At 39.0% G+C, this 21,759-nt stretch carries 18 protein-coding genes; 13 read left to right on the forward strand and 5 right to left on the reverse strand.

All coding sequences use genetic code 11. From position 1 onward, the window contains the following. Positions 1 to 2: 2 nt before the first annotated feature. Both AC106S_RS14730 and AC106S_RS14735 read right to left on the reverse strand, forming a co-directional pair. Positions 3 to 2,450, reverse strand: coding sequence for a bifunctional UDP-N-acetylmuramoyl-tripeptide:D-alanyl-D-alanine ligase/alanine racemase (locus AC106S_RS14730; protein WP_482440150.1), 2,448 nt, complete (start codon positions 2,448 to 2,450; stop codon positions 3 to 5). Positions 2,451 to 2,657: 207 nt separating this feature from the next. Further along, positions 2,658 to 3,245: a thymidine kinase gene (locus tag AC106S_RS14735; RefSeq protein WP_482440151.1), complete on the reverse strand. Its 588-nt coding sequence runs from the start codon at positions 3,243 to 3,245 to the stop codon at positions 2,658 to 2,660. 61 nt (positions 3,246 to 3,306) lie between these two features. On the opposite strand from AC106S_RS14735, the gene AC106S_RS14740 reads away from it, so the two are divergent. The 4 genes from AC106S_RS14740 to fabG all read left to right on the forward strand — a co-directional run bounded on the left by AC106S_RS14740 (position 3,307) and on the right by fabG (position 7,872). Beyond that, positions 3,307 to 4,761 (forward strand): hypothetical protein, encoded by a 1,455-nt coding sequence (locus tag AC106S_RS14740; protein WP_482440152.1) that lies wholly within the window; start codon positions 3,307 to 3,309, stop codon positions 4,759 to 4,761. A 9-nt stretch (positions 4,762 to 4,770) separates the two neighbouring features. After that, a complete protein-coding gene (rsmI, locus tag AC106S_RS14745) occupies positions 4,771 to 5,445 on the forward strand; it encodes a 16S rRNA (cytidine(1402)-2'-O)-methyltransferase (protein ID WP_482440154.1) in 675 nt (224 codons plus the stop codon). Beyond that, a complete protein-coding gene (locus tag AC106S_RS14750; protein ID WP_482440155.1) occupies positions 5,446 to 6,960 on the forward strand; it encodes a WG repeat-containing protein in 1,515 nt (504 codons plus the stop codon). It begins immediately after the preceding gene. A 168-nt stretch (positions 6,961 to 7,128) separates the two neighbouring features. Continuing rightward, positions 7,129 to 7,872, forward strand: a complete 744-nt coding sequence (gene fabG, locus AC106S_RS14755) for a 3-oxoacyl-[acyl-carrier-protein] reductase (protein ID WP_482440157.1) — start codon at positions 7,129 to 7,131, stop codon at positions 7,870 to 7,872. Between the two features lie 233 nt (positions 7,873 to 8,105). Here the strand turns inward: fabG and AC106S_RS14760 are convergent, their stop codons facing one another. Then, positions 8,106 to 9,146, reverse strand: a complete 1,041-nt coding sequence (locus tag AC106S_RS14760; protein ID WP_482440159.1) for a GMP reductase — start codon at positions 9,144 to 9,146, stop codon at positions 8,106 to 8,108. Between the two features lie 37 nt (positions 9,147 to 9,183). On the opposite strand from AC106S_RS14760, the gene AC106S_RS14765 reads away from it, so the two are divergent. From AC106S_RS14765 to AC106S_RS14775, 3 genes are read left to right on the forward strand one after another with little or no spacing between them, the layout of a single operon-like run. After that, on the forward strand, positions 9,184 to 9,960 hold the full coding sequence (locus AC106S_RS14765) for a prolipoprotein diacylglyceryl transferase (protein WP_482440161.1): 777 nt from the start codon (positions 9,184 to 9,186) through the stop codon (positions 9,958 to 9,960). Next, positions 9,957 to 10,193: a hypothetical protein gene (locus tag AC106S_RS14770; RefSeq protein WP_482440163.1), complete on the forward strand. Its 237-nt coding sequence runs from the start codon at positions 9,957 to 9,959 to the stop codon at positions 10,191 to 10,193. The genes AC106S_RS14765 and AC106S_RS14770 overlap by 4 nt, the downstream gene beginning before the upstream one ends. A gap of 9 nt (positions 10,194 to 10,202) precedes the next feature. Then, positions 10,203 to 11,606: a radical SAM protein gene (locus tag AC106S_RS14775; RefSeq protein WP_482440164.1), complete on the forward strand. Its 1,404-nt coding sequence runs from the start codon at positions 10,203 to 10,205 to the stop codon at positions 11,604 to 11,606. 91 nt (positions 11,607 to 11,697) lie between these two features. On the opposite strand, the gene surE is transcribed toward AC106S_RS14775, so the two are convergent. Then, positions 11,698 to 12,468 (reverse strand): 5'/3'-nucleotidase SurE, encoded by a 771-nt coding sequence (gene surE, locus AC106S_RS14780; protein WP_482440166.1) that lies wholly within the window; start codon positions 12,466 to 12,468, stop codon positions 11,698 to 11,700. Positions 12,469 to 12,602: 134 nt separating this feature from the next. On the opposite strand from surE, the gene AC106S_RS14785 reads away from it, so the two are divergent. Both AC106S_RS14785 and AC106S_RS14790 read left to right on the forward strand, forming a co-directional pair. Then, positions 12,603 to 13,052: a hypothetical protein gene (locus AC106S_RS14785; RefSeq protein ID WP_482440168.1), complete on the forward strand. Its 450-nt coding sequence runs from the start codon at positions 12,603 to 12,605 to the stop codon at positions 13,050 to 13,052. 167 nt (positions 13,053 to 13,219) lie between these two features. Next, positions 13,220 to 15,349 (forward strand): carboxy terminal-processing peptidase, encoded by a 2,130-nt coding sequence (locus AC106S_RS14790; RefSeq protein WP_482440169.1) that lies wholly within the window; start codon positions 13,220 to 13,222, stop codon positions 15,347 to 15,349. Between the two features lie 54 nt (positions 15,350 to 15,403). On the opposite strand, the gene AC106S_RS14795 is transcribed toward AC106S_RS14790, so the two are convergent. Then, the gene (locus AC106S_RS14795) at positions 15,404 to 15,907 is read right to left on the reverse strand and encodes a superoxide dismutase family protein (protein ID WP_153396875.1); all 504 of its coding nucleotides are present in this window, start codon (positions 15,905 to 15,907) and stop codon (positions 15,404 to 15,406) included. Positions 15,908 to 16,151: 244 nt separating this feature from the next. On the opposite strand from AC106S_RS14795, the gene AC106S_RS14800 reads away from it, so the two are divergent. The 4 genes from AC106S_RS14800 (at position 16,152) to AC106S_RS14815 (ending at position 21,755) form a co-directional block, all read left to right on the forward strand. Further along, positions 16,152 to 16,760, forward strand: a complete 609-nt coding sequence (locus AC106S_RS14800; RefSeq protein WP_482440171.1) for a 4'-phosphopantetheinyl transferase family protein — start codon at positions 16,152 to 16,154, stop codon at positions 16,758 to 16,760. A 510-nt stretch (positions 16,761 to 17,270) separates the two neighbouring features. Next, positions 17,271 to 19,517, forward strand: coding sequence for a TonB-dependent receptor (locus tag AC106S_RS14805; RefSeq protein ID WP_482440173.1), 2,247 nt, complete (start codon positions 17,271 to 17,273; stop codon positions 19,515 to 19,517). A gap of 91 nt (positions 19,518 to 19,608) precedes the next feature. Continuing rightward, positions 19,609 to 20,259, forward strand: a complete 651-nt coding sequence (locus tag AC106S_RS14810; RefSeq protein WP_482440175.1) for a hypothetical protein — start codon at positions 19,609 to 19,611, stop codon at positions 20,257 to 20,259. A 179-nt stretch (positions 20,260 to 20,438) separates the two neighbouring features. Then, entirely contained in the window at positions 20,439 to 21,755 is a 1,317-nt protein-coding gene (locus AC106S_RS14815; RefSeq protein WP_482440177.1) for a 2TM domain-containing protein, read from the forward strand. The last annotated feature ends 4 nt before the right edge of the window (positions 21,756 to 21,759 follow it).

Below are 21,759 nucleotides of genomic sequence, written 5' to 3' on the forward strand. Positions count from 1 at the left end.
AGCTAATCTTTTATATAAATCCGTTTCACCCGGGGCGAAATAGAGGTTAGTACTTCATAGGTTATCGTTTTGCAGTATCCCGCAAATTCTTTCAGACTGGGCTGAGCATTAAAGATAGTAACTTTATCGCCTTCTTTTACATTGGGAATATGATCTACATTGATCATCATCATATCCATGCATATATTTCCGACGATCGGAGCTAAGGTTTTGTTCACCCCCAAACTTCCGACCTGATTTCCGATAAGTCTCGGAATACCGTCTGCATAGCCCACAGGAATCGTTGCAATTTTCGCAGCATGATCCGGCTTGTATCTTCTGCTGTAACCTACTGATTCTCCGTTTTCTACAATTGAAATCTGAGAAATGACCGTTTTAAAACTGACAACGGACTGAAGCTGTTTTTGTATTTCACTGTCTGGTGATTCTCCAAGCATTCCGATTCCTATCCTTACCATATCGTACTGATGGTTGGTATAACTTGTTATTCCTGAGGAGTTCAGGATGTGGCGAAGAGGAGAATACCCTAATTTTTCGATTAAACAGGTTGAGTTTTTCTCGAAAATATCCAGCTGCTTTAGCGTAAATTCTTTTTCCTCAGGCATATCTGAAGAAGAAAGATGGCTGAATATACTCTGAACTTTCAGATTTTTATTGCTTAAAGTTTCACCCAGCTGATCCAGTTCAAAATCTTTAAAACCAAGTCTGTGCATTCCGGTTTCAAGTTTGATATGAATCGGATATTTTTTATCAGATCCTGATTTCTGTAAGGCCTCATAGAAGAGTTCCAGAACTCTGAAGCTGTAAATCTCAGGTTCCAGATTATACTCAATAATAGTATTATAGCTGTGCTGCTCAGGATTCATCACAATAATAGGAGTGGTAATTCCCTTTTTGCGGAGTTCAACACCTTCATCGGCAAATGCTACCCCTAAATAATCGATATGGTGATGCTGCAGAAATTCTGAAATTTCATAACTGCCCAGCCCGTAAGCATTGGCTTTTACCATTGCCATCATTCTGGTTCCCGGTTTCAGCAGGGATTTGTGATAATTGATATTATGAAGAACAGCATTCAGATTGATTTCCAGAACGGTATCATGTTTTCTGAGTTCAAGAATATCTTTAAGCTTTTCAATTTCAAATTTTCTGGCTCCTTTCAGCAGGATGATCCGGTTATCGATTTCAGTAAGACGTTTGCTGTCAATTAATTCCTGAGTGCTGATGAAAGTATAGGTTTCAGATTTAAACAGTTCTTTGAATTTTGTTATTTCATCGCCGATCAGGAATACGGAATCAAACTGCTGCTCATTCACAAGCTCAGAAACTTCTTCATAAAGCTCCTTAGAGTTGGAATTAACCCCGACGATATCCGTCAGAACCAATGTTTTTTTAGATTTTTTATACTCTTTTAAAAACTGGAGTGCTGTTTTCAGAGAATCCAGATCCAGATTGAACGAATCATTGATTATAATATTATTTTTGATTCCTTCAATGGCTTCAAGCCGCATTTCCACTGCTTTTAAGGAGTTGATCTTCTCAATAATCTTCCGGTTGTCTATATGAAGTTCTTTCAGCACGGTTATCAGAGCCAGAGCATTCGTTAATGTTGCCTCATCTCTCTGATGAACAGGAAAGGAAATTTCTTCATCAAAATACTTTACGGTAATCTTTTCATCTTTTGAAGTATAGTCCCTGATGGAAACCTGATTGCCTTCTTTAAGGCCGTAGGAAATTAATTTTCTGTCTGAATACAGAGCTTTTATCTTTTGGTCTACCAATGAATGGTCTCCATTGTAAATAATCACTTCAGAATGTCTGAAAAGTATAAGCTTCTCATCAATTAATTCTTCCTCAGATTTAAAATTAGCCGCATGGGCTGTTCCGATATGCGTAAGCAGTCCGATTTGCGGATGGAAAATAGCTTCCAGTTTTTCCATTTCGTGAGGATGAGATATGCCTGCTTCAAAAATTCCCAGCTGGTGAGAAGGGTTGATCTGAAGCAATGACAGAGGAAGGCCGATCTGGGAATTGAAACTTTTCGGGCTTTTTACAGTTGGAAACTCATTCCATAAACACTGGTAAAGCCACTCTTTCAAAATGGTCTTACCGTTACTCCCTGTAATTCCGATAGATTTCAGTGGTGAATTTTCAAAATGATATTGAGCTAATTTCTGGAGGAAATCGATAGAATTTTCAACTAAAATCCAGGTTGCATTTTCAAACTGCGGATAATGATGTTCCGAGATAATGATATCAATGCCTCTGTCAATAGCAGCTTCAATAAATTTTTCCCCGGAATTTTTGTGGGTATTTACCGCAATGAATGCCGTATTTTTCGTTGAATAGATGATTCTGCTGTCAAAAGCTATGTTTTTTATCACCAGATTTTTATTACCAATAATCTGTGAATTGGTAATGGCTGCAATTTGTTGTACTGTATAGTTCATTGATACCTCCTTCTCTTTTATGTTCAGGCAAAACTGCAACAGGACAAAACCGCAAAAATCTGGAAGAACTCAGCTGATGTAAGCAGATCCGTATTTTTAGATTCTACACAATTGCATTTTTGCTTTTCATTATCTTTATATTTTGTTTGGCTGTATGGTTCTTTTTTACTGTGTTGCCCTTTGGTTTTACAGTTTTCCTTTTCCGGCTTATTTCCTTTTCGAAAGCACTTCGTCAATAAAAACCCTTCTGCTTACGGCTTCATAACTCTCTGTTTCTCCCAGTTCCACCAGGTCATTTCCCTGTGAAATCCTCATGGAATAATTGGCCAGGTTGCCTGTTCTCTTGCAAATAGCATGCACTTTTGTAACGTATTCGGCGGTAGCCATCAGGTTAGGCATGGGTCCGAAAGGGCGTCCCAGAAAGTCCATATCAAGCCCGGCAACCACTACTCTTATTCCGCTGTTGGCAAGTTCGTTGGCAATATCTACAATACTTTCATCAAAAAACTGGGCTTCATCAATTCCTACTACATCACAATTGGAAGCAAGAAGAAGAATTTCATTGGGATTTTCCACTGCCGTACTGCGGATTTTATTCTGATTATGAGAAACAACATCTTCATCGGAATACCGTGTATCCAGCTTGGGTTTAAAAATCTCCACATTCTGTCCCGCCATCTCTGCTCTTCTCAGCCTCCGGATCAGCTCTTCGGTTTTTCCGGAAAACATAGAGCCGCAGATAACTTCCATCCAACCACTTTGTTTGGAATGATTAATTGTATTTTCTAAAAACATTTGTTAAATTAGCCGTATATTTTTAAGATCAAAAGTAAGCAATTTTAACAAGATTCTTAATATGCAGAACATTCAAGATTTAAAGGAAAAAATTTTTTTTGAATCCAAGAATATCATTGACATTCTGGACAAAATAAATAACGTAGACGAATTACTTTCCAAGCAGGATCTTGTAGATGAGCTTGCCAACAGGATTTCTTTTCTCCGGCTTCTGGAGAAAAATATGGATTATTTCATCACAGAACATCCCAGCCAGACCCCGGAAGATCAATACCATTCTTTTGCTTCAGGAGAAACTGAAAATCATGAATCCGGTAACGAAGTTACAGAGGAGGAAGCAATTTTCAATAATGAGCTGAATGAAATTGATGAGTTCGAAAATGAAAATTTTGCTGAAGAAGCAGAGGAAGAAGCCGTTTTTGATAACCAGATCAAAGAAATTGTTGAAAATGAACTTCATGAAAATATCATCAGCTTTGCTGTTGAAAACGAAGAATCTGCACAGGAAAATTCCGGCCCTGAAAATCAGGATGACGAAACCGTTTTCAACAGGCAAATGAATGAAATTGATGACAGTGAATTCTCTGAAAAAAAAGAAATTATCTTCAGTTTTGTAGACGAAGAAAGAATTCTCGCCAACGCAGAACCGGATGATAATGAAGATATCCGTGAAGATCTTTTTGAAGACAGAACCACAGAAGAAGAAGCCATCTTCAATAACCAGCTGAATGAAATAGATGAATCCGAAAATATTTCTGAAGAAAAAACCGATAAAATTACTGCAAGAGAAGAGATTATTCCAAGTATTTTTGACACAGAAATGCTGGATGATGAAATCCTGATTGAAGAAAACGAAGAACAGTTTATTACTTCCGGAATGGCTCTGGAGCAGGGAGAAATGATGACCGATACCTCCAATGTCGAGCACATTCTCAGCGAAATAAAAAATGATTCCTCCCTGGAAGAAGAAACAACGGAAACAGCAGAAACAGCAGTTACTGAAGTAAACGACAGAAGAAAAATTGTTGAAATCGACAAGCATAATTCTGTACAGGATCCTGAAAGGCATGCATCTGATGAAAGTTTTGAAGACCTGGATGCCTATCATGAAGAAAAGAAGATCCGTCTGGCCAATATCAAAGGACTGAAGGCTGTACAGACTCTCTTTGATGATGATCCTTTGGAAAGAGACATACCCAGGGAAAAACCGGAAGTTCCTTCAGAAAAAGGAGATGCCGGAAGTATCCTGAAAACCAATATCCCAACCCATCTGATGGAAGCGGAAAAAACCAAACCTGAATTTAAACTGGACCTGAACGACCGCATAGCCTTTTCTAAAATGCTTTTTGGCGGAAGCCAGACCGAGCTGAACGATACCGTGGCTCAGCTGAACCAGTTCAAAAACCTGGAAGATGCCAAAGAATACCTGAGTGATCTGTATTACGAAAGAAAATGGAATAAAGTGGATGAGTATGCCCAGAGACTCTGGATATTGGTAGAAAATAAATTCTTATAATTTTAAATTTTGAGCGGAATCCTATATTTTGTTCCTACCCCCGTAGGAAATCTTGAAGACATGACCTTCAGGGCTGTAAACGTCCTTAAAGAAGTCGATTATATCCTGTGTGAAGACACCAGGACATCCGGAATACTTTTAAAGCATTTTGAGATCTCCAAACCTTTAAAATCCTATCATCTCCATAACGAGCATCAGGCCACTGAAAAAGTGATTGCTGACCTTAAAAGCGGACAGAATATTGCCATCATTACCGATGCCGGAACTCCCGGAATTTCAGATCCCGGCTATCTGCTGGCAAAAGCAGGTGCGGACAGCGGTATTGAAATGATCTGCCTTCCCGGTGCTACCGCACTGATTCCTGCCCTTGTGGTTTCAGGTCTTCCCAATAACGAATTCCTGTTTGCAGGATTTCTGCCGCAGAAAAAAGGAAGACAAACCAGACTGAAACAGCTGGCAGAGGAGAAAAAAACCATTGTCCTGTACGAAAGTCCGCATAAGATCAATACCACTCTGGAGCAGATTAAAGAATTCTTTGGTGAAGAAACCAAAGCCAGTCTGAGCCGGGAAATTTCCAAAAAATTTGAAGAAACCAAACGTGGGACTATCAATGAATTAATTGAATTTTCCAAAAGTAAAACTTTAAAAGGAGAGATCGTTCTTATCGTAAATAATTCCATTTAATTGAAAAAATTAATTCTTGTGTGCTGTACATCGGTGTGTATGGCACAGACTACTCAGTATACCAAAATCCTTTTATCTAAAAAAACAGGAAAAGAAGTAACCTCTTATTCCAAAGGTTATGGAACCGCTTACGATGCTAAAGCCAGAACGTACAGTATTGTCGATTCACTGGGAAATGTAACGTTTGAGGCTTCGTCAAAAGAAAGGATCTCCCATATTGTCAGAAACAGGTTTATCCTTACTGCTGAAGAATCCGGCCGTTCAGTACAATCGGCGGTTATTGATGAAAAAGGAAATCAGGTGATCCTGGCTGAAGATCAGAGTTTTAACACCCCCTGGCTCAGCAATGAATGGATTATAGCATCAAAACTGGGAAAAGATGCGGTTTATGATTATAGCGGGAAACAGATCATTCCTTATTCGGACAGGATAAAACCGGCCGGAAAGAAACGTTTTTTCGTTCTTAGGGAAAATCAATGGCTTTTATATGATTTTCATGGAAAGCAGGTCAGCAGCAGAAGCTTTAAAAAAGACTATGATTTTGAAGAGGGAAGAGCACTGATCATCAATGAAAACGGGCAAAATGAAATCATTGGTACAGATGGGCAGACCCTTCATCAGTTCTCCAGACAGATTACCAATATTCATTCCTATCCGTATCTGATCACCAAAAATCAGGCGACCGGAAAATATGGAATTATAGATACTGAAGAAAATATACTTGCAGAAGAAATTTTCGATGGTGCCGTACCGGAATATTTCAGCGGGCAAAACTATATTTATCTGAAGAAAAAGGGCAAAACAACGGTTTTCGATAAGAAAGAAAAGAAGCTATATCCCAACAATTTCAAAGATCTGGTTCCTTTATCCCAGGATCTTTTCAGCTTTTACAGCAATGCTTCGAAAAAAACAGGAATTGTAAATCTGCAGGGAGAGACGGTAGTGGCTCCGGAATATGATTTTGTAAACAGTTTCAGCATTTCAGGAAAGGATTTTATCTACCTTAAAAAAGGGAATGAAGAAAAGCTGCTCAATAAAGATCTTCAGAATATCCTGGAAGAAAACAGCCGGATTATTGCTTTTTATCCCGGGTTTTTAATTGTTAAAAAAGATAACGGCTATTATAAATTTTCGGTTTCAGACTGGTCTTTCACAATCCTGAAAGATATTATTTCCATTAAAGAGCAGGAGCCTGATTTTTATAATATCCTGAATCTGTATTCAAAACCTGTGGTCTGTAAAAACAGCAGCAATTTATATGGTATTCTCAACGAAAACGGCAAAGAAATTGTTCCTTTCGCTTATGATGATATTGTTGTTTTTGAGAACTCTGAAAATGAAATCATCGTAAAAAAAGACGGGAAATACGGAGTCATCAACTTTCAGAACGAACCGCTGAAAGAAATCATCTACGATAAATACGTTTGGCAGAAAGAAGTTCTGAAACTGGATAAAGACCGGAAAACAGATGTAATTTATTTCACCCGGTTTAAGAATATCGGCAGCCGTCTTTAATGATATGATAAAAAACAGCGAAAAAAAATAAGTAATTTGATGATTTGGAATGCATTGAATAACAATTTATAATATCTTTGCGCACTGTTTAATCCATATAAAATTAAATACACTATATTGCCGTTTTACAGAAACGGAATAATTGTAAGAATATAATTGTCAAGAGATATGAAACTATTAGAAGGAAAAGTAGCGCTAATTACAGGAGCTACAAGAGGAATCGGGAAAGCAATTGCTGAAATGTATGCCAGTCAGGGTGCAAAAATAGCTTTTACTTATGCCGGCTCTGTAGACAAAGCTAAAGAATTAGAAGCAGCTTTAAGTTCTGTAACCCAGATCAAAGGATACCAGTCTGACGCATCAGATTATGATGCTGCCCAAAAACTGATCGATGATGTAATAGAAGAGTTTGGGAAGATTGATATTCTGGTAAACAATGCGGGAATTACAAAAGATAATCTTCTGCTGAGAATGTCCAAAGAAGACTGGGACGTGATCATGAGAGTCAATCTGGATTCTGTATTCAACCTTACCAAAGCGGTGATCAAGCCGATGATGAAGGCAAAATCAGGATCTATCATCAATATGACTTCGGTTGTCGGAATAAGCGGAAACGCGGGACAGTCAAACTATGCCGCTTCTAAAGCCGGAGTAATTGGATTTACAAAATCTATTGCAGTAGAATTAGGCTCAAGAAACATCAGATGCAACGCTGTGGCTCCCGGATTCATTGAAACTGAAATGACTGCCGTTCTGGATGAAAAAGTAATCCAGGGATGGAAAGATCAGATTCCGGCAAAAAGACTGGGGCAGACTGAAGATGTTGCCAACGCGTGCGTTTTCTTAGGAAGTGACATGGCTTCTTATATTACAGGACAGACGTTACAGGTAGACGGAGGTATGTTAACTTAATCCATAACATATAAAGATAAAAAGCCGGATCGTAAAGGTCCGGCTTTTGTTTTTATAAGGTAAGTGCAGGATAGGAATTTCTTGTCTCATGAAGATTGAAAGCTATTAAGAATGACTGTCAATCCGTTTTTTACTTTTTTATATTAAAATTTTAATTTACTAATGACAATGGATGCCCGTCACTAACGTAACTTCCGGCTCCCATTCCTGTTACACTCTCTAACTCCGGATTTTTAATCTTTAAAAACCTGGTTTTCCTGTTCCTGAACCCTGATAAAAGTGGTTCTTTTGGAAAGTTCTTTAAGCTTCGAAGCTCCTACATAAGTACACGTAGAGCGTACCCCTCCGAGAATGTCTTTTACCGTTTCTGAAACAGGACCTTTATACGCTACTTTTACCGTTTTTCCTTCCGAAGCACGGTATTCGGCAACACCTCCTGAATGTTTATCCATAGCGGTTTTGGAACTCATCCCATAAAACAGGCGGTATTTTTTCCCTTTTTCTTCAATCATTTCCCCGCCGCTTTCATCATGGCCGGCAAACATTCCGCCCAGCATTACGAAATCTGCACCGCCTCCGAAAGCTTTGGCTACGTCGCCCGGAACCTTGCAGCCTCCGTCGGCAATAATGTGGCCTCCAAGTCCGTGGGCAGCATCAGAACATTCAATGATGGCAGAAAGTTGCGGATAGCCTACCCCTGTTTTTACACGGGTCGTACACACCGAGCCGGGCCCGATGCCCACTTTGATGATGTCTGCTCCGGCAAGAAGAAGCTCTTCCACCATTTCTCCCGTTACCACATTACCGGCCATAATGATCTTGTCCGGAAAATTAGCCCTTGCGCGCTTCACAAATTCAACGAAATGCTCAGAATAACCGTTGGCTACATCAATGCAGAGAAACTCAATTTTCGGATGCTTTCCGAGGATTGTTCTGATTTTTTCCTCATCGGCTTTTCCGGTTCCTGTACTTAAAGCAATATACTGATGAATGCTTTCGGGCTGACTGTTCAGAAATGCGCTCCATTCTTCAGGAGTATAATGTTTGTGTACGGCAGTGATAATTTTATCTTTGGCCAGTTCTACCGCCATTTCAAAAGTACCTACCGTATCCATATTGGCAGCGATAAGCGGAACACCGCTCCATTTTTTTTTAGTATGCCTGAAAGTGAATTCCCTTTCCAGATCAACTTCCGAACGGGATTTTAAAGTTGAACGTTTGGGACGGAACATGACATCCTTGAATCCCAGTTTTATTTCATATTCTATACGCATCTGGTAATTATTTATCAGAATAAAGGTAGTGAATAATATGAAATGGTTTATTTTTGAACCTATGGATTTTCCTGTAAGTTTTGAAATCTTCGGCCGTACGGTCCTTGCACATCCGCTTTTTGAAGCATTAGGAATGTTTCTGGGGATGCGGTATTATTTTTATCTTAAAAGAAAGTCTCCTGAAAGGCTGTCCTTCAATACTTCTGCTGCAGTTCTGATAGGTGCAACTGCCGGAGCACTGATCGGTTCCAAACTGATCGGCAATCTGGAAAATCCGTATACACTTTTTGAAAACTTCAGTTTCACTAAATTCTGGTCCAGCAATACTATTGTGGGAGGGCTTGCCTTCGGGCTGATCGGGGTAGAGCTGGCCAAGAAAATAGTCCGTCATAAAGAAAGTACGGGAGACCTTATTGTTTATCCCCTCATGCTGGCTATGATTATTGGAAGAGTAGGCTGCTTTCTCACCGGGATCTATGAAGAAACCTATGGAGTTCCTACAAATTCTGTTTTTGGAATGCATCTGGGAGATCCGTATCTCAGACATCCTGTTGCTCTTTATGAAATTGCTTTTTTAATAATGCTCTGGATTATTTTGAAATATATTCAGACCCGGAATAAATTCACATCAGGATTTATCTTTCAGCTTTTTATGCTCAGTTATTTTACCTTCAGGTTATTTCTGGACTTTATCAAACCCCATGCAGAGGTCATCGCAAACTTTGGAACGATACAGCTGGTATGTATTTGTGTAATTATTTACTACATTTATACCATTAAAAATACCCAATCTCTATTAAAATATTCAAGATGAAAAGTTTAACAATTCTGGAAGCCGGAGGTCTCGTTGGCGTAGTGATTATGATCGTAGGCCTGATGATCCTGGGAGCTCTTTTGGTTTCGCTGGTCGTAACGGTTATCGTAAAAATGATCTATGAATCGAAAGACCAGAGAAAATTCAGCAAAAAGCAGTTTATACAGACCATGCTGATCTGTCTTCTGATCTTTGGGCTGATCAGCGGATATATTTGTGGAGGAGGATTTTAAAATGAAATTATGCCGGTAAGAAATTATACCTATTACGACTACACCATCAGTCTTTGCCCTGAATGCCTTAAAAGGGTAGGTGCCAAGATTATTATAGAGGACGAAGCGGTTTTTATGACGAAAAGATGCCCGGATCATGGGTTTTTCAAGACCAAAATTGCATCGGATGTACAATACTATAAAAACATAAGAAATTACAACAAAGCATCGGAAATGCCTGTGCATTTCGGAACGGATGTGGAATACGGATGTCCGTACGACTGCGGGTTGTGTGTAGACCACGAGCAGCACAGCTGTCTTTCTATTGTAGAGGTAACGGACCGCTGTAATCTGACCTGTCCTACCTGCTATGCCATGTCGTCTCCGCATTACGGAAGCCACCGAAGTCTGGAAGAAATTGAGGCTATGTTTGATACGATTGTCCGGAATGAAGGTGAACCGGATGTAGTTCAGATCAGTGGGGGAGAACCTACCATCCACCCGGAGTTTTTTAAGATCATGGACATCGCCAAATCGAAACCCATCAAACACCTGATGCTGAATACCAACGGGATAAGAATTGCCAACGATCCCGGATTTGCTGAAAAACTGGCGACATATGCTCCCGAATTTGAAGTTTATCTCCAGTTCGACTCTTTTAAACCGGAAGTGCTTGAAGACTTCAGAGGTAAAGATCTCACTTCAGTCAGAATGAAAGCACTGGAGAAGCTGAATGCCCTTAATCTTTCCACTACTCTGGTAATTGTGCTTCAGAAAGATAAAAATATAGATGAGATAGGAAAGATCATTGAATTTGCCCTGAAACAGAAATGTGTACGGGGAATTACTTTCCAGCCGGTAGAAATTGCAGGAAGGAACAGAGAAGACTCTGCTCATGAAAAGATTACTCTTACGGAAGTAAGGCAGGAAATCCTCAACCAGTTTCCGCTTCTGAACGGGGATGATATTATTCCGGTTCCCTGTAACCCGGATGCCCTGGCTATGGGATATATCCTGAAACTGGAGGGAGAAACCATTCCGCTGACAAGATATATCAATCCTGCAGATCTCCTGAACAATGAATCCAGGAATACAATTGTTTACGAACAGGATCAGGGGCTTCAGATGCAGCTGCTGGATATATTCAGTACGGGAATTTCCGTAGATAAAGTAAAACCTAAAGTGAACCAGCTGCTTTGCTGTCTGCCGGAAGTATGCGCTCCCGATCTGGATTATGATAACCTGTTCAGGATTATTATTATGAATTTTATGGATGCCCATGATTTTGACGTAAGGGCTGTAAAAAAATCATGTGTTCATATTGTAAACAAAGACCTGAAGCTGATCCCTTTTGAGACGATGAATCTTTTTTACAGAGATGAAAAGAAAGACTATCTGGAAGAGCTCAGAAGAGAAGATAAAGTTTTATTTTAATAAAAAAGGGGCGGAAACTATTTTTTACGCCCCATAAATTGATGGTTCTCTCGTTAAACGAATGATAAACAGGATTATCCGGTTTCGTATATCAGCTGAAATTCATTACTTCTTCCAGAGTTTTCATATATTCATAAGCGGTAAGATCGAACTTCACCGGAACAATAGAAATGTACCCGTTGGCCAGTGCCGTTTCATCTGCATCTTCAGACTCGTCCATATTGTTGAAATAACCGGTCAGCCAGTAATATTTTTTTCCGTGCGGATTTATCCTTTCATCAAAGCTTTCTTCCCATTTGGCGTGGGCCTGCTTGCAGACTTTTACTCCTTTGATCTCTTCTGCCGGAAGTTTCGGGATATTAACGTTCAGCACAATACCTTTCGGCATAGGACTTTCCAGGGTTCTTCTTACAATATTCTGAATAAATTCTTTGGCCTGGGTAAAATCGGCTTCCCAGCTGAAATCCAGCAGTGAAAATCCGATAGCGGGAATTCCTTCTACACCGGCTTCTACGGCGGCAGACATGGTTCCGGAATAAATTACATTAATCGAAGAGTTAGCGCCATGATTGATCCCTGAAACCACAATATCCGGTCTTCTCTTCAGGATTTTGTCAAGAGCCATTTTTACACAGTCTACGGGAGTTCCGCTGCATGAGTAATCAGTCTGCGGTCCGTCAAGGGTTACTTCTTCATAGCTTAAAGTTGAGTTGATCGTAATAGCGTGGCCTTTTCCACTTTGGGGAGAGTTGGGGGCAACAACAACAACTTCTCCTATTTCGTTCATAAAATTTATAAGATTTCTGATTCCTGGTGCGGTAATTCCATCATCATTAGTAACCAGAATAAGTGGTCTTTCCATATAAAAAAATTAATTGTAACAAATATAATTATTGAAATCGGCTTTTAAGAAAGTTTTTAAAAAATAAAATACTAAGTTTGGCAATTCTTCAGCCTGATTTTCCATAAATGAAAGAAAACAGCCAATAACCATCTATGAAAATACCCATTTTAGCAGGAACCGTTTTTATTTTGATCCTTATTCCCATTCTTATCAAAGGAAGTTTCAGCCGGAAAAAAGGACTGAATTTTCTACTTGGATTTCCCATTGTTTTTTTACTGTGTACAATAGAACTGGAAAGCAGAAGCCACAGTAAAGAAGAAGCTATTATGTATGTTGTGAATATAATAGGGTATGTTTTCTTCCATTTCATATCTGTTCTGCACGTTTTTGTTAAACAAAAAAGAGATTTCTTCTTCTTTTTTCCGGTCATGGCAGCATTTATACTGCTTATACCGTTCATTTCCATCGGCGGCAATACAAAATATTCGTACTTTATGCTTGGAAATATTCTTCTGGCCTTCTTTCCGTGTTATATTGATCTCTACTGGTTACAGTATCATAAAAAACCGGGAGATGGTAATAGAAACAGGCTTCAATCCTGATGTAACCGATATGCAGGATCCCTTTAATATTTCTTGAATAAAAAATCTTAAAAACTACTCATATTTATAAATAAGGTATTAAATTTGATAGTTTGTAACAGTAAAATAAAATCTGCTACTAATAGCAATACTTATTTTTATAAAATTTTAAAAAAAACAGACAGTTTATGTGGAAAAATTTCAAACTGAATAAATTTTTACTCCTGATTCCATTAACAAGTCTAATGTTTTGTTTCAACTCGCCTAAGAATGATGACGAAAAGATGCAGACGATTATGGTGAGCGTAAAAAATACACTTTCTTATTTGCATTACAGCCCGAAACCTATTAATGATGCCTATTCGAAGGACGTTTATAAACATTATTTCGAACTGGTAGATCCTGCTAAAAGATACTTTCTGCAGTCTGATATGGATGAATTCAGCAAGCATGAGACAAAGCTTGATGATTATATCAGCCAGGGAGACCTTACTTTCTATAAACTTACCATCGACAGACTTTACCAAAGGGTAGACGAGATCGATAAGATTACCCAGGATATTTTCAGCAAACCGATCAACCTTCAGGAAGACGATGCGCTTACCCTGGAACCAAAGCTGAAAAAAGTTCCTGCAACCAAGCAGGAGCAGTATAATGAATGGAAAAAATACATCAAGTACAACATCCTTCAGGAAGTTGAATCGATGAACAGCAAGGAAGAGGCTCAGAAAGAGAAGAAAGACTCCGTTCAGAAATACAAACTGAAAGATACCATCAAACTTCAGGTGCTTACCCAGGATCAGAAGATCAAAAAAGCGACGGATGAAGTAAAAGACCTTGTAAAAGATACCTTTACCCGATTCAAAAAGAGAAAGAAAATGGATTGGTTTACGGTATACATGAACGCTTATACCGAAGTTTTCGATCCGCACACCAATTACTATTCCCCAAAAGATAAGGAAGATTTTGATACCCAGTTTACAGGAAAAGTAATCGGTATCGGGGCTATTATCCAGGAGAAAAAAGGAAACCTTTACCTGGGTGCCCTTACGATCGGAGCTCCGGCATGGAAGTCCAAGCAGCTTTCAGAAGGAGATAAGATCCTGAAAGTAAAATCGAAGCCGAAAGATGATGCTGTGAACGTTGTAGGAATGCTTTCCGATGAAGCGGTAAGACTGATCAGAGGAGAAAAAGGAACGCCGGTAACACTTACGGTTCAGAAGAAAGACGGAACCATCAAGGATGTAACCATGATCCGTGAAGAAGTGGCAATTGAAGACACTTTTGCAAGAAGTATCGTGGTAAACACTCCAAACGGTAAAAAATACGGATTTATCAACCTTCCGAGCTTTAATGCTGACTTTGAGGACTCCAAAGGAAGAAATGCTTCTGATGATATTAAAAATGAAATCATCAAACTGAAAGGGCAGAACATTGAAGGAATTGTCTTAGACCTCAGAAACAACGGAGGAGGTTCACTGACAGAAGTAGGAGATATTATGGGGCTTTTCATGGAAGCAGGACCTTACGTTCAGGTGAAAGACGGAAACGGAAAAATCCAGACGTTAAAGAATAAAAATGAAACTCCAATCTGGACAGGACCTCTTGTGATTATGCAGAACGAACTTTCTGCTTCAGCTTCTGAGATCCTTGCCGGAGTAATGCAGGATTACGGAAGAGCCATGATCATCGGTTCTCCGCAGTCTTTCGGAAAAGGTACCGTACAGACCTTTGTAGACCTGAACAGATTCTTAAATACAGAAGATGATTTCGGATCTTTAAAACTGACGATTCAGAAGTTTTACAGAATTTCCGGAGAATCTACCCAGAGAAAAGGGATTGTTTCCGACATCCAGATGAAAGATTTCTTTACCTATGCGGAAGTAGGAGAACGTTATGATGATTATGCCCTGGCGTGGGATAAAATTCCTACCACCAAATACCAGAAGCTGAACTATTTCAATATTCAGGCTCTTGAAAAAGCAAGTGCTGAGAGAATGGCCAGGAACAACAATTATCAGTTATTGCTTGAATCAGCCCAGTGGAGAGAAAAACTGGATAAAGAAGAAAGCATTACCCTGAATATCAATAAATTCAACGAGCTGATGAAGCAGAGAAAATCTCAGATCGAGAAATTCAAGGCTCTGACAAAATTTGAAAACGGATTGAAATTCATGATGTATCCAAGTGAAATTGAAAGAGAGAAAAAAGATGAAGCTTTCAGGAAAAAATCTGAAATGTGGATCAAAAACCTGAAAAAAGATCCGTACCTGCAGGAAGCGATGAATATCGTTGCCGATATGGGAACAAAATCATAATATAATAAAAAAACCGCTGATCATCAGCGGTTTTTTTATTGAATAACAGATTGATTACTTAATCTCCACACATCCCACTCTTCCGCCTGCATTTCCTGTAGGCTGGGTATGGAAGTCATCGGCTGCCGCATGTACAATCAGTCCTTTTCCGATGATGTTCTTGGACTCATCTGTACAGCCAAGACACCATTTGTTGGTCTTAAAGGTTAAAACGGCCTTTCCGCTCTGGTCAGCCGTCAGGTTGCCTATATCTCCCATATGAAAATGCTCGGCACCCCATTTTCCGTGGTCGTCTTTGGCAGGATTCCAGTGGCCTCCCGTAGAAGTTCCGTCAGCGGCAGAACAGTCGCCTTTCTCGTGGATATGTACCGCATGGATTCCCGGAGTAAGATTCGTTACCTCAAGTTTCATTACAACTTCATCTCCTTTCTGGGTAAATTTGGCCGTACCACCTGTTTGTGTTCCGCTTTTAGCGTTTACCGAGTACGTTTTCGTAGTACAGCAGGATGCCGCCAGAAACGCACATCCCGCTAATAATGCTAATGTTTGTCCTCTCATTTTTTAAATGATTTATAGTGATTTTAATGATAAATTTATAAAAGTTTTTTCAAAGCGCTTTATGATTCCAATCGTTTTTTACGATTGATTCCCAATAAAAGGTTTTATATCACTTTTATAAATGGAGTAAATTTTTTCTTTTTCACGTTCTGTAAATCATTAATTTTAGTCGTTAACTGATCTCTGAACAAGTATAATGACAGTTTTATATGCTTTTATAAATAAAGAGCTGCATCAACCGCTTATGAACAGGTTTCTCAACGGGTTTCCCTCAGATTTTAAAGATAAAATACTGAAATACCGGAAATGGGAAGATGCCCAGCTGTCGCTGCTCGGAAGAGTCCTTTTAAAGTGTGGCCTGAAAAAATATTATGATCTGGATCAATTTGAAATAGAGTTGTCTCAGAATTACAAACCTTTTCTAAAAGAGAAGAATATTTATTTTAATATCTCGCATTCTCATCATCTGGTGGCCTGCGCAATAGCTGATTTTCCAATAGGAATAGATACGGAAAGGATAGACCGGTCTGTAAACTATCTTGATTTTCAGTATCAGATGACAGCCGGAGAAAAGAATAGGATACACAACTCCGAAGATCAGATTCTGGATTTCTTCGTTTACTGGGCCCAAAAAGAAGCTGTTTTAAAGGCTCATGGCAGCGGGATGATGATTCCGCTTGATTCATTTGAAATCTGTGACGGACAGTGTACGCTTGAAGGTAAAAAATTTTTTGTAAAGGAATGTCGTATTGATGAAAGTTATCAGAGTTATACTGCTTCAGAAAACATAGAAATGATCAGCAGATCCGTTACTCTGGAAAATATAGAACTGAATCAGCTGCTTATATCATAATTGGAAGATTACATAAAAGATCATCAGAACGATCCGATGCATAGAAAACAACCTTGATGCAGACCTTTCACTGGAAAAAACAGCATAAGTTGCGGACTATTCACCTTTTTATTTTCACAGGATTTAAACTTATTACCGGGGAAACGGTTCAGCAGTACATACTCAGGAAAAAAACAGGGAAAAAGTACTTTTTATCGTGCCGTGCACAGGCATATCGGTATTAAGGAAATTTATCCTGAACCGGGTTTTGCCAATCATTCGGTTTTTAATAAAACGGTTGAAAAATATTACGGAATACCTCCTTCCGGATTCCGTAAACCTGCACCTGAAACATTTCCGTTTGAGAATTATCATTCTAACTTTAAAGAGTATCCTGAAAGAAAAATGATCGTGGATTTTTGTATCCCGGTCTGATAATTACCATTCGGAAGCAAAAGAATGCCTTTCAGTAATAATTTTTTTAACGGAAAGCATTTCTCATCTTATTTTTGATACGGAAAATAAATAACCATGAAAACATTAGGTCATAAAATATTTCTTCTGACGGTACTGTTCACTTTTATTACGGGATACTCCCAGGTAAAGATATCAGGAAAGATAACCTTTAAAAATAAAGGAGTGGGCGAAGTGAATGTTACCCTGAAAAATACTTATGATGGAGCAACTACTGATACCCAGGGTAATTTCTCTTTTGAAACTTCAGAAAAAGGAAAACGCACCATCACTTTTACCCATCCGAAATATGAAGGTTCTGAAAAAGATATTCTTATTGAGAATCAGGATGTCTCATTCAATGCGGAACTTAAAGAACAGATCAGTGAGATTGATGCGGTGGTGGTTTCTGCAGGCTCTATTGAAGCGAGCGACAAAAAAAGGGCAACAGCACTGCTTACTCCGGTAGATATTTATACCATTGCAGGAGCAGACGGACAGATCTCTTCTGCATTGAACTATCTTCCCGGCGTTCAGAAAGTAGGGGAAACCGGCGGACTTTTTATCAGGGGAGGTACGGCATCAGAATCCAGGATTTTTATGGACGGAAGCCTTATCAATAATTATTTTTCCAATTCCATACCGGGAATTGCAGGGCGGGATCAGTTCAATACATCGCTTTTCAAAGGAAACGTATTTTCCAGCGGAGGTTATTCTGCTTTGTACGGGCAGGCGCTTTCGGGAGTATTGATGCTGGAAAGTGTTGATCTTCCGGATCAGAGTTCATATGATTTTGGAGTTTCACCCATTTTCCTCAGCGCAGGATTTCAGAAACTGGGGAAAGATCAGCAGCATTCTTATGGGGCCTCTTTAAGTTATTCTCTTCTGAGCCTGATGCAGAAGGTATTCAGCTTCAATACCAATTTTATTGATGCTCCCAAAGGATTGGACGGTAATTTTAATTTCAGGATCAAAACCAGATCAGGAGGAATTTTAAAATATTACGGAATGTACACTTCCAATAAAATGGGAGTAAAGGCAGAAAGTCTGGAACCGGGCTACGATTTTTCAGTGGTAAGGCTGAAAGGGCAGAATACCTACCACAATTTATCTTTCAGACAAAAATTCGGAAAATATCTTCTGAATGCCGGAACTTCCTATTCTTTTAACCGATCGAATCTTAATTTCTCAAGAGAAACAGATGCTGTTGAATCGGATCAGACCAGGCTTCTCACAGACGGTAATTACATCAACTTTAAAGCTGTGGTAGATCGTAAGATTAATAGAATCAGTGCGGTAAGAGCAGGATTTGAACTGAATAATACAGATGAAAAGCTGAATTTTGAAGCCATTCGGAAAAACTATAAGGACCTTACTTCTTCTGTTTTTGCAGAAACAGATCTTGGATTCAGCAATGCTTTATCCGCCAAACTGGGAGTAAGGGCAGAACATTCATCTTTTCTGAATAAAAATAATATCGCTCCCCGTTTGGCATTAGCCTACCGTCTTGCGGAAAAATGGACAACTTCTTTAGCTTACGGGCTTTTTTACCAGAATCCGGACAGCCAGTACATCAATAGCCCGGCAAACCTGGGTTTTCAGAAATCACAGCATTACATATTCCAGCTTCAGAGAGGAAGCGAAGGAAGGACCCTGCGTCTTGAAGCATTTTATAAAAAATATGACGGGCTGATCAAAACTTTTAATATCACCCAGGGAAATACACAGAACCAGCAGATCCAGACGGCTTTAAACAATGATGGATATGGCTATGCCAAAGGAGCAGAGCTTTTCTGGAGGGACAATAATAAAACATTTAAAAATATTGATTACTGGATCACCTATTCATTCCTGGATTCCAAAAGGGATTTTCTTAATTATCCGGTCAGTTTAAAGCCTGGTTTTGCTGCGGAACATACCTTTTCAGCCGTCGTAAAAAGATTCATCCCGGAATGGAAGCTGGGCGCAAATCTGTCCTATACCTACGCCAAAGGACGCCCTTACTATGATATTGCCACTTCATTTGAGAACGGAAGAGCGGTTAACTATACCAGAAATGAAGGAAGGCTTAAAGATTACAATGCCCTTAATATCAGTTTTAATTACCTTCCCGGTATCGGAAAAAAGGATGCAAAAGCTTTTACGGTCTTTGTTCTGAGTATTTCCAATGTTTTGGGCTCGAAAAATGTTTACGGATATAACTTTTCTTTAGATGGAACGAGAAGCTCAGCCGTGGTTCCGCCGGTGAATACCTTCGTTTTTGTAGGCGCATTTATCAGCTTCGGAGTTGACAAGACACAGGATGCTATTAATAATAATTTATAAAAAATAATTGGATTTAGGTTGTAATAATATAATGTTTTCTACGAAATACATATCTTTGATAAAAATATAATTAATCTTAAAAATTGATGCAATGAAAAAATATCTATTAAGTTTTGCTTTTGCTTTTATGAGTTTAACGGCTTTTGCCCAGACAGATTATGAAAAAATAATGACAGAAAAAATTGCCAAACTGGAAGCATGCAGTACAGCAGAAGGCTTTCAGGCTCTGGCTAATGATTTTGCCAGGATTAATGCAAAAGAAACCCAGGAATGGCTTCCCGGATATTACGCTGCATTGGCCTACATTCAGAAGGGAAGAGTACTGATGAGAGAAGGAAAACTTAAAGAACTGGACGGTGTTGCCTCAGAGGCAGAGAAATATCTGGCAGGATCTACGGGTGTTTTAAGAGGAGATAATGCAGAAACTCATCTTCTCAGAAAAATGGCTAATTCATTGAGAATGATGGTCAACCCGCAACAGCGTTATAAAACAAACGGAGCTATTGCTGAAGCTGAAATGAAAGCAGCAGAAAATCTGGATCCGGAGAATCCTAGAATTGCCCTGATTAAAGCAGAAGATGTTTATTTTACTCCTAAACAGTTTGGTGGAAGCAAAGCCAAAGGAATAGAGTTGTTTAAACAGGCGTTGGCAAAATTTAATGCATATACTCCAAAATCGGCACTGGACCCGAACTGGGGAAAAGCAGAAGCTGAATATTTTATCAGCCAGCCGGCAAAATAAAAAGAATCCTGATGACAGAATCTGATGTGATTAAATATCCTTATCCCTGTCTCAGTTAAAATAAACCTTCATTCTGTGAAGGTTTTTTTATGCCGTTCAGTCAGAAAAAACTACCCTTCAGCAAGAAATAATTTATAGTAACTTTAATAAAAACTAATTTTGGATTAATAAATACCGACATGAAAGGCAAAGAATTTATCGTACTACTCTGGGTGTCTCTGGGAACAACCATGTTCTTCTTTTTGTTTTTTAATCCCGAGAAAACTTTTTATAACTTCCTGCTTACATTACTCCTTTCGATGATGTATTCTTTCGTGATCGGTATCGGTAACGGGGCGGTAAGTGATTTGCTCGATAAAAAATTCCCGTGGTCTGAGGCAACCCGCACAAGAGCTGTTTTAAGCATTGTATCACTTATCATTGTTAATTTTATCCTGGTGTATTTCTGTAACTATATGAATTATGTAGTAATTCAGAAAGTAGCCACTCCGGAAGTCTTTTTCTCTAAAAAGTATGGACTCACCAATTGGTTCATGATCAATATCGCTCTGCTGATCTCTGCTTTTCTTCATGCAAAAGGATTTATGGATGAGCTGAAAAAGACCTCCAAAAAAGAAGTGGTGGAACAGAAGCTTATTGCCAAGTCGGCCAATGCTCAATTCGAAAGTTTAAAAAACCAGCTTGATCCTCATTTTCTTTTCAACTCACTGAATGTACTGAGCTCTTTAATTGATGAAAACCCGAAACAGGCGCAGAAGTTTACCGCCTCAATGTCAAAGATATACCGTTACGTACTTGAACAGAAAGATAAAGAGCTGGTAACGGTGGAAGATGAAATAGAATTTGCCAGAACCTATTGTGAACTTTTAAAAACCAGATTTGAAGACAGTGTAGATTTTGTTTTTGATGTGAATAAAGAAGATTACCGGAAATTTGTTGTTCCGCTTTCCCTCCAGCTTTTGCTGGAAAACTGCATCAAACATAATTTTGCCACCTCTTCAAGACCTTTGATGATTAAGATCTTTTCTGATCATGATACGCTGTGTATAGAAAATAATCTTCAGGTAAGAGAACAGATCAAGGAAAGTTCAGGCATTGGCCTTGCCAATATTGTACAGCGTTATGCACTGCTTACCAAAAGAAATGTATTTATCGAAAAATCTGCAGATTATTTTAAAGTGAAACTTCCGGTTCTGGCCGTTAAACCCAATGCAGTCAGTATTCAGCCGGAAGATAAAGATAAAGCTTACGAAAGAGCCCAGAAACGGGTGAAAGAGATAAAAGGCTTTTATGCCAATCTTATTTCTTACTGTATTGTGATTCCGTTCCTGATCCTTCTGAATCTTTTAACCAATCCTAAACACATCTGGTTCTACTTTCCGATGCTGGGATGGGGGATAGGTCTTGCTGCTCACGGTATGAGTGTTTTTGCGATCGGAAAGAACTGGGAAGACCGGAAGATCAGGGAAATTTTAGAAAAACAAAACCAACAATAAAATG

It is taken from the genome of Chryseobacterium sp. FR054, assembly GCF_056844565.1.